Genomic DNA, 13,182 nt, shown 5'->3' with positions numbered 1-13,182 from the left:
TGTTTTATCTTTTTATTTTACAATTAATCGTGAAAAAACGGTTAATAATTATAAATATGAAAATCAAAATCACTACGTGTTGGTTTCGATCCACTTTAATTACCTCCCAACATATTTACATTACTATTGAATAAGTATTTATAAATTTTTCTTAAAATTGCGGGCAATTTAATTGCTCTCTATAAAAATAAAAAACCATGAAAATAACAGTAGTTGGTGCCGGGGCTGTTGGCGCTACCTGTGCCGATAATATCGCCAGGAAAGAATTAGCCGAAGAATTGATCTTATTAGACATCCGTGAGGGTTTTGCCGAAGGTAAAGCGATCGACATGATGCAGACCGCTGCCCTGTTGGAGTTTGATACAAAAATTAAAGGTGTTACCAATGACTATGCCGCCACGGCAGATTCAGAAGTAGTGGTAATAACATCAGGCCTGCCCCGTAAACCTGGCATGACGCGCGAAGAACTGATTGGCACCAACGCCGGTATCGTAAAAAGTGTTACTGAAAATATCCTTAAGTATTCGCCCAACACTATCATTATAGTAGTATCCAACCCGATGGATACCATGAACTACCTTACACTGAAAACTTCGGGCCTCCCCAAGAACCGTATTTTAGGGATGGGTGGCGCGCTGGATTCAGCAAGGTTTAAATATTACCTCAGCCAGGAATTAGGCTGTTCTCCTGCCGACCTTAACGCAGTAGTTATAGGTGGTCACGGCGATACTACCATGATCCCCCTGATCAACCATGCTACATGGAACAGTGTACCGGTTACGCAGTTATTAAGCAAAGAACAACAAGATAAAATAGTTGCAGCAACCATGGTTGGCGGCGCTACCTTAACCAAACTGATCGGCACCTCTGCATGGTACGCACCAGGCGCAGGTACAGCTTTTATGGTAGAGGCCATTGTTCGCGATCAGAAAAAACTGCTTTCTTGCGGTGTTGCCCTTGACGGCGAGTACGGCCAGAGCGACATTTCGCTGGTTGTTCCGGTTATCCTTGGCAAAAATGGTTTCGAAAAGATCGTTGAATATAAACTAAGCGATGCTGAACAGGCGGAATTTGATAAGAGCGCCGGAGCAGTTCGGAATATGAACCAGGTGCTTTATGATACAAATGTAATTTAATCAATAGTTGCTACATAAAAGGGCCTTATCATTTGATTAAGGCCTTTTTTATTTCGCATTAGATAGTGTAAAACCGATAGGAACACTATACATAACAGGCACCATCTTACCCTCATACACCCCCGGCTTCCATTTTGGCGAAAGTGCTATAACCCGTATTGCCTCCTGATCTATATCCGGGCTAACGCTTTTTGCGACAAAAAGACCACCCAGTATGCCGTTTTCATCAACGATAAAGGTTATAACTACGGTGCCCTGGATATTCATATCACGTGCATCAGGAGGGTATCGAATAGTTGTCCCCAAAAACCTATAAAATCCCTCCAGCCCGCCAGGGTATTCAGGATTGACGTCAACTTTAGAATATACCTTGCGGCCCAACTTGTCGTACCTTCCGTCACATTTTAGTTCGCCATTTTTATAGGTTTTGAAAGTATTTATTGTATCGTCGAGTTTACCCGACCAATCGCCTTCCGGCAAGCCGTTAACGATATTACCAGTAAAGTAGTTTTTTAAATTTTCATCTTCAAAACTTAACCATTTCCCATTGCCATTTTCAACTAAAACCTTCCCGGTAGAATCCAGGCATGAATTAAATATTGTTTTTTTATCGTTGATATGCGTTTTTGTACAATAGATCTTTCCATTGGGGTAATAGTCGGTTTCATCGCCACTCAAATCCCCGTTTTCATAATTTGCGATTTGCATTTTATGCCCGTTTTGAAAAAAAGAAATAAATTGACCCTGCAATAAAGGCTTCACATAACCGGGTGATTTAGGATCGATCGGCTGTAATTTTTTTGATGTGGCACTGCTGATGTACCTGATCTTCCCACTTGGGTAATACGTGTTAACCATATACAGGTTTTTATTAACACTGGTATCCGGGGGCAATATCGTAATCATAAAATCAGCACCCTGAGCATTTTTTTGAAGATACCCGGATTTTTTTATAAAATAAATGGCTGTATCCCTATTTTGTGCAAAAGCAGTATTCATGACAAGAATGCACAGCAATAATATAAGGAAAGGTTTTAACATGAGGTTTTAAAATTTCCGTTAAGGTAAATATACATTTTTGTTTAACGTTAATGAATCGACGAAATACCAAAATGATTAGTTACCCTCTGGCCCAAAATCAACCGATACGACATAATTGTGTCGCAAAAACATTCCATCATACTGATACGGTCTCCATTTGGGCGATGATTTTATAACCCTTATGGCTTCTTCGTCACATCCATATCCCAAACTTTCTAACACTCTGAAATTGCTGAGACTGCCGTCACCTTCAACAATAAAACCAATTTTAACAGCACCTTTAATACCAGCTTCTTTAGCGCTTTCAGGATATTGTTTGAAATGATTAATAAATCTGTGAAAAGATTGCGGGCCACCTGGAAATTGTCCGTCGACTTCAACGTGAGTAACGCCTGTTTTGGTCGGCATAGTCGAAGAAATCACATTGTTAAACTTATAAACAAACACAAAGGGCACTGAATCCCTAACCACACCATTCCAGCGGCCATCTTTTTGGCCATTCTTTACCATGCCCTCAACATAATTCTTTTTAAATTCATCATCGAAATAATCTATCCATTTTCCATTCCCATTTTCAGTTAACACTTTACCCGTAGAGTCATTGCATTGCTGCAAAATAGGCGCCTTACCCGGTGTGTAAATTTCAATAGTATATACTTTTCCATTTGGGTAATACGCCACCTCCGACCCGGATTTTTCTCCGTCTTCATAGTTTTCAATCATTTTTTTGTGCCCGTTTTGAAAATAAGAAATAATGCCCCTATGGTAAACCATATTCATTGCATTGGTATACGACCCACCTATTAACTTGAGCTTACCGTTTTTATAAAATTCCTGTACAACATACAGGTTCTTATCGACCGTCGTGTCCGGAGGCAGCAACATTCTGAAAAAATCGGCGCTGTCTTTAGTAGAAACCAATTGATTTGGATATTTCAGGGCATACATTAGCGTGTCCCTTTTTTGTGCAAAAGTTGTATTAAGCGAAAACAGGAACAAAAAAGCGGCAAAGGCAGGTTTTAACATGGATTATAAATTTTTTGTGAAGATAATTATCTCTCTTCCATTTTAAGGCCAATACAATCGAAAAAATAAATCATACAAAACCAAAACAGCCCGGCACATTTGCACCGGGCTGTTTTCTACTTAAGGCTTTCCTGCTATGAACCATGAACTATGATCCATGAACTAATGGGCTACTTAAATATATCATCTCCCAAACCCGTATTCGCAGTTGCGCTTGATAATTTATAATCAATCGGCTCACCGTTAATGCTGCTGGTTTCATCAAACGGTATTTTAACACCGGTATTAATGTTGCGGTAGTCTTTAAATTCCATCCGGGTGCTGTTCACCACATCAGTATACTGTTTTACCTTTAAGCCAGTTTTCTGGTCGTAATAATATTTAACCCTGATGCCATCGGGGCCGGTAACTGTGATAAGATAAGCTAACTGCCCGTTAATCACTTTTATAGCTGAATCCAGTTGCAAGGTATAGCCCGGTTTGTTAAAATCCAGTTCGGGGAAAAGTTTATACCGTGCCATAACAGCGCCTTTTTCAGACTTGCTGCTGAATGGCGATTTACGGCCGTTAAGCTGCAGCGACACGCTATCCCCAAGGATAACGATATGCGCCGCATTAAAGTTGTTGAACGCAGGAACAGTTACATCCTGTAAAAACTTACCGGGGGTTTTATATTTATTTACCCTCAGGATATGAAATCCCTGGATCACACCTTCTGAATTTGTTGTGAGGTCTTTAATATCCCTAATTCTTTCCTCGCCACCGATAGCGTCTAGGTATGTTTTAACAACCGCAGCCGCTGTTACGCCTTTGGGCATCGGGCTTCCCGCCAGCGAATTATTGTCAGGATTAACATCCGGCAAAACATGGTCGGGGTCCAGCGTCGCATAAGTTATTTTCGAGGTTGATTTATAAACAAAGGTCCAGGTTCCGCCGCGTTGCCAGATCTCAGCAGGCAGTTTCACCGTCCCGGTCTTTCCGTTATCTTCCTGTACAAAAATGGTTACCGGCAATGCCATGCCTTCCAGGTTCTCAATGGTGATCAATGCCCCTTTTGAAGGATCATTGTCAACATAATCAATTGCTTTTAACGACTGATCAAGTTTCGATGTAGTCAAAAACCACTCATTCCAGAACCAGCTCAGGTCTTCACCTGCGGCATTATCCATCGAGTGGAAAAAGTCCCAGGGCGTAGGATGTTTAAATGCCCAGCGTTTAATATAGGTACGAAACGCATAATCAAAACGCTGTTCGCCTAAGATCTGCTCACGTAAAATGGTTAAACCCATTGCAGGTTTTTCGTAAGCGGCAAAGCCTAAAAAGTTGGGCTGAATAACGTCTGGGGTATTCATTATCGCATCCGCGTCAGGCGCGAACATACTTGTTGCCTCTTTTTGCGCATCCTGCGGGTCATAATATTCTCCCTTATTAAACACTTTGGTATCAACCTTATTTATAAAGGTGTTGAAACCTTCATCCATCCATGCATATTTACGTTCGTTCGACCCAACGATCATCGGGAACCAGTTATGGCCAAATTCGTGGTTGGTTACTTCCCATAAACCGCCTGTCTGGCTCTCTGACGAACAAAAAACAATGCCCGGGTATTCCATACCGCCAACAATGCCGCCAACGTTGGTTGCCACCGGATAAGTGTACTCGTACCATTCAGTTGAATATAATTCTATAGCTCCTTTTACATATTCGGTAGACCGGCTCCATGCTTTTTCGCCTTTGCTTTCAATAGGGTAAACTGATTGCGCCAGCGCTTTTTTTCCGCTTGGCAGGTTGATCCTGGCGGCATCCCATAAAAATGCTTTTGAAGCTGCCCAGCTAACATCGCGGGAGTTTTTACAGAAAAAATGCCAGGTAAGGTTTGCTTTTGCAGGATATGAATCTTTGCTGGCCAAATCAACCGAATCCTTTACCATCACCGTTTTATCGCTACCTTTAGCAACAGCCAGGCGGCTGATCATCTTTGGCGTTAAAACTTCAGCAGGGTTAAGCAATTCGCCTGAACCTACAACCACCATGCTGGCAGGTGCAGTGACGGTATAGTCAAAATTACCATATTCCAGGTAAAACTCTGATGCGCCCATATAAGGGATCACATTCCAGCCGGTTACATCGTCATAAACTTCCATGCGCGGGTACCACTGGGCAATTTCATACACCCAGCCATTCTTATAAAGCTTGCGGCCCATGCGGTCGGTACCATATTCCGGTACATCAAAAGCATAATCAATTTTCAGGTCGATTTTACTGCCACCGGCACGCAGCGTATCATTTAGCTTGATCTGCATGCGGGTATCCGTAATTACATAATCCACTTTTTCGGCTTTGCCGTTTTTGATCACATAAACGCCTTTGATCTGGTCGCCATCGGTAAACACTTTATTATTAAAGCGGCCACCTTCAACAGGGCTGGTAGCTTCGCCGCGCGAATCTTCACGATAGATATTCTGTTCAACCTGCAACCATAAAAAACCCAGCGGATCGGGGCTGTTATTTGTATAGGTAATATTTGCAGTGCCGCTTACCTGGTGCCTGGCGGTATCCAGGGTTACGTTTAGTTTGTAATCTGCACGGTTTTGCCAGTATTTAGGCCCCGGGGTGCCTGAGGCTTCCCTGAATTCATTGCCATTTGCAGGATAAAAAAGAGGGGAAAACACTTTGTGCTGATCATATTTAGATGGCGCCTGGTCAGTTTGCGCATTTGCTGTAAAAATACCTGCGCATAAAAAAAGTGACAGGCTTACTTTAAATAATTTCATAAATGGATTTTTGATAATTTAAAGGCAAGTTAGGTAATTTGTTGATTGCGTTTGAATAAGTTGACTGCGTTGATCAATTTTTTTAACAAAAATATAATACAGAAGATTAATATTTGTTTTGACGGTGTAAAAATAAAAACGTTACAGTAAAAGGGTAATTAAAATAATGCTGCCCCTTAACCCGTTAAACACGTTGGACATTTTAAGCAAACAACAACTGAGTTACCAATTAACTTTATGACATTTCAACTCAATCAACCCCATAAACCTAATCAACTTTTTTATACTTTTGCGCAGCAATGGACATATCAGTTGTAGTACCGCTTTACGATGAAATAGAATCGTTACCCGAGCTTACCTCATGGATAAGCGGCGTGATGGATAATAACCGTTTTACTTATGAGATCATCCTGGTTGACGATGGCAGCAGCGATGGCTCATGGGAAATGATCCGCAAGCTGCATAAAAACAATCCCTTTATAAAAGGCATCAAATTCAGGCGTAATTACGGCAAATCAGCCGCTTTAAACGTTGGGTTTGAAGCCGCCGAAGGCGATGTGGTGATCACCATGGATGCCGACCTGCAGGACAGCCCTGATGAAATTCCTGAACTTTACCGCAGGATCACCGAAGAAAAATACGATTTAATTTCAGGCTGGAAAGCAAAACGGCACGACCCTTTAAGCAAAACTATCCCGACAAAAATATACAACGCAGCCACCCGCCGTATGAGCGGCATCCATAACCTGCACGATTTTAACTGCGGACTGAAAGCCTATCGCAAAGCGGTGGTAAAAAACATCGAGGTTTATGGGGAAATGCATCGTTATATCCCGGTAATAGCCAAGTGGGCCGGCTTTGTTAAAATTGGCGAGCAGGTGGTTGAGCACAGGCCGCGCAAATACGGCAAAACTAAATTCGGCATCAGCCGCTTTATCAATGGGCTGCTTGATTTAATGTCGATTTTTTTTGTCGGCAAGTTTGGTAAGCGGCCGATGCACTTTTTTGGCACGATGGGTACGTTAAGCTTTTTTGCCGGGACAGTGATGGTGTGCTGGATCATCTGGGATAAATTGTACGCTTTGTCTCACGGAGAAAAACATATTCGCGATGTAACTGCACAGCCTCTGTTTTACTTAGCACTGGTGGCCATTATATTAGGCTCGCAGCTATTTTTAACCGGGTTTGTCGCCGAACTTGTTTCGCGCAGCGCTCCCGAAAGAAACAAGTACCAGGTAGAGGAGGTGATTTAATGTGCAGATTTCAAATGTGCGAATGTGCAGATGATAATTTAAATGAGTATGCAAGACAATCTAACGGAAAATACTTTTCAACGATCTAATTCAAAATCAAAAAATCTGCACATTTGCATATCCGCACATCTGCACATCTAGCCCATGTACTTCTCCATTATCATCCCCCTATACAACCGCCCGCAGGAGATCAAAGAACTGCTGGAAACACTTACCCAACAAACCTATAAACAGTTTGAGGTATTGGTGATTGAGGATGGTTCAATTGAGGATGCCGGGGAAATTGTAAAAAGCTTTGCAGATAAACTCGACATCAAATATTTTGTAAAGGAAAACGAGGGGCAGGGCTTTACCCGGAATTTTGGATTTGAACGGGCAAAAGGCGACTATTTTGTGATTTTTGATTCAGATTGCCTGATCCCCGAAGATTACCTGCAAAATGTAAACGATTCACTGGCAAAACACTACCTTGATGCTTATGGTGGGCCTGATGATTCACATCACTCCTTCACCCCTATCCAAAAAGCGATCAGTTATGCCATGACGTCCCCATTTACTACCGGCGGTACGCGGGGCAGCAAAAAAAGCATAGGGCAGTTTCACCCACGCAGTTTCAATATGGGCATATCCCGGCACGTATGGGAAAAAGCCGGTGGTTTTATCATCACCCGCCTCGGCGAGGATATTGAATACAGCATCCGCATCCATTCACTGGGCTTTAAGATCGGCCTGATCCCCGAAGCGAAAGTTTACCATAAACGCCGGACTAACTTTTTAAAATTCTATAAACAACTGCATTTTTTTGGCAGGGCCAGGATCAACGTTTACAAATTTTTCCCGAAGGGCTTAAAATTGGTTCACTTTTTTCCCGCGGCATTTACCCTCTTCCTCGCTTTTACAATCGTGGCTAACATCGTTTACCGCCCTTTAGGGCTACCAGGTGACCTTATATTAGCCTGTTATATTTTGTTAGTATTTTTTCATGCCTGGTGGAAAAACAAATCAATTAAAATCGCATTTTTGAGTATCATCGCTTCATTTACCTTATTGATTGCCTACGGATTAGGATTTATGCAGGATTTTTGCAAGCGGGTAATATTAAAAATATCATAATGTACCATCCTTTTTCTATTGCTGATACTTTAAAAGCTTCATGGGGGGTTCTCAGGAAAAACTTTGTAACTCTTATTATATATTCGGTACTTTCTTTATTTGTGTATGGGTTTATTAACTTCATCACCCTTTTCCTTACTGTCGAAGACAGCTTTCTCAACCTGTTGATCCTGTTTTTTTTACAAATGATCACGCAATCGTACCTGGCATTGAGTTTTTACAAATTGATTTTAACTTTAATGGACAAGGAGTTTTATGAATTTTCACTGAAGGACATTTTGCCATCCATTAAAATGACGTTTAATTTTGTGGTCATTGCGTTCGCCTACACAGTGCTGGTGGTCATCCTGTTTTTTGTGAACAAGCCGTTGGAAAACTATGAGGGGCTTTTATTCCTTGCACAAACTTTAGAGATGATTTTAGTACTGTTTCTATTGGTCCGGTCAATATTCTGTGTTTGTTTTATTGTTGATGATGATTCCCAGCCATTTGAATCATTAAAACAAAGCTTTGGCATCACAAAAGACAATTTTTTCAAAACATTGTTTATCGGGGTCATTATTGTGGGAATCATGATATTAACTTTAATTCCAATCGTCTCCATCCTTAGCCTGTTTAAACCCAATAAAGATAATCTCGATTTTCTGTTCAAAATTTCCTTTTATATTTGGTTTGTAATTGCATTCCCAATCGTACAGGTAATTATTATGGTTACCTACCGGAAGTTGGTTTTTAGCCACCTTGACATTGACGATGATGTTACCGAAGCCGTTTAACATATGGGACTAAAAGCTGCACTCAGCAAACCTTTTGCCGCGCTTATCAATCGCCGGTTAAACAAGCTTCGTTTTAATGCCATTGATCTGCAGCGGAAAACTTTTGAATACCTGCTCGCACAGGCAAAATCAACCGAATTTGGCAAGGCCCACCAGTTTACATCCATCAAAACTTATGAGGATTTCAAAAATAACGTACCCGTACACGACTATGAAGACCTTCGCACCTATATTGATCGCGTAGTAAAAGGCGAACCGGATGTACTTTGGCCGGGCAAGCCTGAATACCTTGCAAAAACATCAGGCACCACATCAGGCGTAAAATATATTCCCATCTCAAAAGAAAGCATGCCCCAGCATATCAAGGCGGCACGCAATGCTTTGCTGAGCTATATTTATGAAACCGGGAACGCGGATTTTGTTGACGGTAAAATGATCTTCCTGCAGGGAAGCCCAGTATTGGAGAAGAAAGCTGGTATATCAGTTGGGCGCTTATCAGGAATAGTGGCACACCATGTACCCGGCTACCTGCAAAAAAACCGCCTGCCCAGTTACGAAGTAAATTGTATGGACGATTGGGAGCAAAAGGTTGATGCCATTGTGGCTGAAACAAAAAATGAGGATATGCGCCTCATCTCGGGTATACCGCCCTGGTGCCAGATGTATTTCGACAGGCTTTCTGCTGTTTGCGGCGATAAAAAGATCAAAGACATTTTTCCCAATTTTAAACTGTACGTGCATGGCGGCGTAAATTATGAACCTTATCGTGGCCGGATGGAAGAAAGTATCGGCTTCGGGATCGATACTATTGAAACCTACCCGGCCTCCGAAGGCTTCATCGCTTTCCAGGACAGGCAAAAAGAAAAGGGTTTATTGCTGATGGTAAATTCAGGTATATTTTACGAATTTATCCCTGCCGATGAATTCTTTAATGAAAATCCCACCCGAATCAGCTTAAAGGATATCGAACTGGATAGAAACTACGCCCTGATATTAAACACCAGCGCCGGCTTATGGGGTTATAGTTTGGGAGATACGGTTAAGTTCGTATCAAAAAACCCTTATAAAATTGTGGTGAGCGGCCGGATCAAACATTACATCTCCGCATTTGGCGAGCATGTCATCGGCGAAGAAGTTGAACAGGCGCTCATGAGCGTTGCTAATGAGGAAGGTGTAGACGTCATTGAATTTACAGTTGCCCCGCAGGTAAACCCGCAAAAAGGGGAATTGCCCTACCACGAGTGGTTTATCGAGTTTGGAAAAGCCCCTTATAACATGGAAGAATTTGCCGGGAAAGTAGATCAGGCCCTTCAAAAGAAAAATATTTACTATTTTGACCTTATTGAGGGTAACATTTTGCGGCCTTTGGTTATCCAAAGCCTGAAAAAAGATACCTTTATAAATTATATGCGGTCGCAGGGTAAATTAGGCGGGCAGAATAAAGTGCCCAGGTTAGCAAACGACCGGAAAATTGCGGAAGAATTGAAAGAGTATATACTTTAAACAAAGGGGGTGTCACCCGATTACGATTAAGTACAACACATTGACCATAAAAAAGCATATAGCCATATTAGGCAGCACCGGCAGTATCGGAACGCAAACCCTTGATGTTATCAGGGAAAATACGGAGTTATTCGGCGTCTTCCTGCTTACTGCCAATTCCAATGCCGACCTGCTCATTAGGCAGGCGCTGGAGTTTTTGCCGGAATATGTTGTCATTTGCGATAAAACAAAATACAAGTACGTAAAGGACGCTATAATTAATACAAACGTAAAAGTATTGGCAGGCATCGAAGCCATTATTGACACCGTAACCCATCCTGATATTGATATTGTATTAACCGCAATGGTTGGTTTTGCCGGCCTGGAGCCTACCATAGCTGCCATTAAAGCGGGCAAAGACATCGCGTTAGCAAATAAAGAAACCCTGGTGGTTGCCGGCGAACTGGTGACAGGTCTGGCCAAAAAACATGGGGTTAACATATTACCGGTTGATTCGGAGCATTCCGCGATATTTCAATGCCTTGCTGGTGAACAGGCCAGTACCGTTGAAAAAATCATCCTCACCGCGTCCGGGGGGCCTTTCAGGGGTAAATCGTATGAGTTTTTAAATAATGTTACCAGGGCTGATGCACTAAAACACCCTAACTGGGTAATGGGCGCTAAAATCACGATCGATTCCGCCTCGCTAATGAACAAAGGACTTGAAGTTATAGAAGCCAAATGGTTGTTTAATATAGATGCTGATCAAATTGATGTAATTGTTCATCCGCAATCGATCATTCATTCTATGGTGCAATTTCACGATGGTGCTATCATGGCCCAGATGGGCTTACCAGACATGAAATTACCAATACAATACGCACTCTCCTATCCAACAAGATTAAAAAACAATTTTAAACGTTTCGACTTTATAAATTATAGTGAACTCACATTTGAGAAACCCGATGTTGAAACTTTCCGTAATTTAGCTTTAGCGTTTGCCGCATTAAAACAAGGCGGCAATATGCCCTGCATTATAAATGCCGCAAACGAAATAGCGGTAGCCGGATTTTTAAGTGAAACGGTCACCTTTTTAGGCATGAGCGAAGTTATTGAACAATGCATGCAACAAATTGACTTCGTGGATAGACCTGTTTTAGAAGACTATTTGAATACTGATAAAGAAACACGCATCTTTGCACAAAATTTAATAAAAAAAATGCCGTTAAAGGGCACAACAGTTTTAACATAACATAACGAATGGGTATAGTGATAATGGTAGGCCAACTAATTCTTGGCCTTTCAATTCTGGTAATTCTTCATGAATTCGGGCATTTTATTGCAGCCCGTGCTTTTGGGATCAAAGTAGAAAAGTTTTATTTATTTTTTGACGCCTGGGGTTTTAGCCTTTTTAAGTTCAATTATAAAGGCGTTGAATACGGCGTAGGCTGGCTGCCTTTGGGTGGTTATGTTAAAATTGCAGGGATGATCGACGAATCGATGGATACTGATCAATTAGCAGGCCCTCCCCAACCCTGGGAATTCCGTTCAAAACCGGCCTGGCAGCGCTTAATTGTGATGCTTGGCGGAGTTACGGTGAACATCATCCTCGGTATTTTTATTTTCTGGATATTAACCATCAAATATGGCGAGTCATATATCCCTAATTCCGACTTGAAATATGGTATTGTACCGGGCAAGATCGGCGTAAAAATAGGGCTTAGGCCCGGCGACCAGGTGACCGCCATCAATGGAAGGAAAGTTGTTCGTTTTGACGAACTGACCAGTACTGAAGTGATATTGGGTAACAGCGACCTTACGGTACAACGCGGAAGCCAGGTGTTGCATGTAAGAGTACCTGCTTCTATTTTAAACGACCTGACGGATGGGATAGATCAATTTATCAGCAAATTACCGCGTGCGAAATTCTCGGTTGAATCTATTGCGCCCGGCAGTGGTGCGCAAAAAGCCGGATTGTTAAAAAACGACAGTATTGTTGCCATCAACAATAACAAAACCGCTTTTTTTGATGAAATGCAGGCACAACTTGCACAGAATAAAAATAAACAGGTCCTGGTGTCAATCAAACGGGATGGTAACTTAATTCAAAAACCTGTACAAATAGACAAGGACGGCATTTTGGGCTTTATTCCGAACCTTGATATTCCAAAAGAGAAAAAATTAACCTTTGGGTTCTTTGGGGCATTACCGGTTGGGGCGACAAAAGCCTACGGTATGTTTAGTGATAATGCCAAAGGGATTGGAAAAGTATTTAATGGCGACGTTAAATTCAGCAAAGCGGTAAGCGGCCCTGTAAAAATAGCCACCCTTTTTGGCCAAACTATTGATTGGCTGCGTTTTTGGAGCCTGGTTGGCTTTTTATCGATGGTGCTGGCTTTAACCAATTTACTCCCCATCCCGGCATTGGATGGCGGCCATGCACTATTTTTGGTTATTGAAATGATAAAGGGCAAACCGCTGAGTGATAAGTTCCTGGAACGTGCCCAGATCGTTGGCTTTGTGATATTGATCTCGCTGATGGTGTTTGTGTTCGGGAATGACATTGTGAAGCAAGTGATGA

General features: G+C 41.9%; 10 protein-coding genes. 7 read left to right on the top strand and 3 right to left on the bottom strand.

Features of this window, described 5'->3' with window-relative positions:
- Window positions 1-197 precede the first annotated feature (197 nt).
- Window positions 198-1,136, top strand: a complete 939-nt coding sequence (gene mdh / locus QZY09_RS08520) for a malate dehydrogenase (protein ID WP_295671027.1) — start codon at window positions 198-200, stop codon at window positions 1,134-1,136.
- Window positions 1,137-1,184: 48 nt separating this feature from the next.
- On the opposite strand, the gene QZY09_RS08515 is transcribed toward mdh, so the two are convergent.
- From QZY09_RS08515 to QZY09_RS08505, 3 genes are all read right to left on the bottom strand, one after another.
- Complete coding sequence (locus QZY09_RS08515) at window positions 1,185-2,135, bottom strand: energy transducer TonB (RefSeq protein WP_295671024.1); 951 nt, start codon at window positions 2,133-2,135, stop codon at window positions 1,185-1,187.
- Window positions 2,136-2,252: 117 nt separating this feature from the next.
- Entirely contained in the window at window positions 2,253-3,203 is a 951-nt protein-coding gene (locus tag QZY09_RS08510; protein ID WP_295671022.1) for an energy transducer TonB, read from the bottom strand.
- 170 nt (window positions 3,204-3,373) lie between these two features.
- Entirely contained in the window at window positions 3,374-5,977 is a 2,604-nt protein-coding gene (locus QZY09_RS08505) for a M1 family metallopeptidase (protein WP_295671019.1), read from the bottom strand.
- A 299-nt stretch (window positions 5,978-6,276) separates the two neighbouring features.
- Between QZY09_RS08505 and QZY09_RS08500 the strand changes: the two genes are divergently transcribed.
- From QZY09_RS08500 to rseP, 6 genes are all read left to right on the top strand, one after another.
- Complete coding sequence (locus tag QZY09_RS08500) at window positions 6,277-7,230, top strand: glycosyltransferase family 2 protein (protein ID WP_295671015.1); 954 nt, start codon at window positions 6,277-6,279, stop codon at window positions 7,228-7,230.
- 144 nt (window positions 7,231-7,374) lie between these two features.
- Window positions 7,375-8,343 carry a glycosyltransferase gene (locus QZY09_RS08495; RefSeq protein ID WP_295671012.1) on the top strand — a complete coding sequence of 323 codons (969 nt, stop codon included), beginning with the start codon at window positions 7,375-7,377 and terminating at the stop codon, window positions 8,341-8,343.
- Window positions 8,343-9,119 carry a hypothetical protein gene (locus QZY09_RS08490; protein WP_295671010.1) on the top strand — a complete coding sequence of 259 codons (777 nt, stop codon included), beginning with the start codon at window positions 8,343-8,345 and terminating at the stop codon, window positions 9,117-9,119. The genes QZY09_RS08495 and QZY09_RS08490 overlap by 1 nt, the downstream gene beginning before the upstream one ends.
- Window positions 9,120-9,122: 3 nt before the next feature.
- On the top strand, window positions 9,123-10,622 hold the full coding sequence (locus tag QZY09_RS08485; protein WP_295671007.1) for a GH3 auxin-responsive promoter family protein: 1,500 nt from the start codon (window positions 9,123-9,125) through the stop codon (window positions 10,620-10,622).
- 46 nt (window positions 10,623-10,668) lie between these two features.
- On the top strand, window positions 10,669-11,853 hold the full coding sequence (locus QZY09_RS08480) for a 1-deoxy-D-xylulose-5-phosphate reductoisomerase (protein WP_295671029.1): 1,185 nt from the start codon (window positions 10,669-10,671) through the stop codon (window positions 11,851-11,853).
- Window positions 11,854-11,861: 8 nt separating this feature from the next.
- Window positions 11,862-13,182: RIP metalloprotease RseP (gene rseP / locus QZY09_RS08475; RefSeq protein WP_295671003.1), on the top strand; the 1,321-nt coding region annotated here is incomplete at its 3' end.

Origin of the sequence: uncultured Mucilaginibacter sp. (genome assembly GCF_903913935.1) — a bacterium.
In the GTDB taxonomy this organism is placed as follows: domain Bacteria; phylum Bacteroidota; class Bacteroidia; order Sphingobacteriales; family Sphingobacteriaceae; genus Mucilaginibacter.
This window is presented reverse-complemented; position numbering and strand designations above follow the sequence as displayed.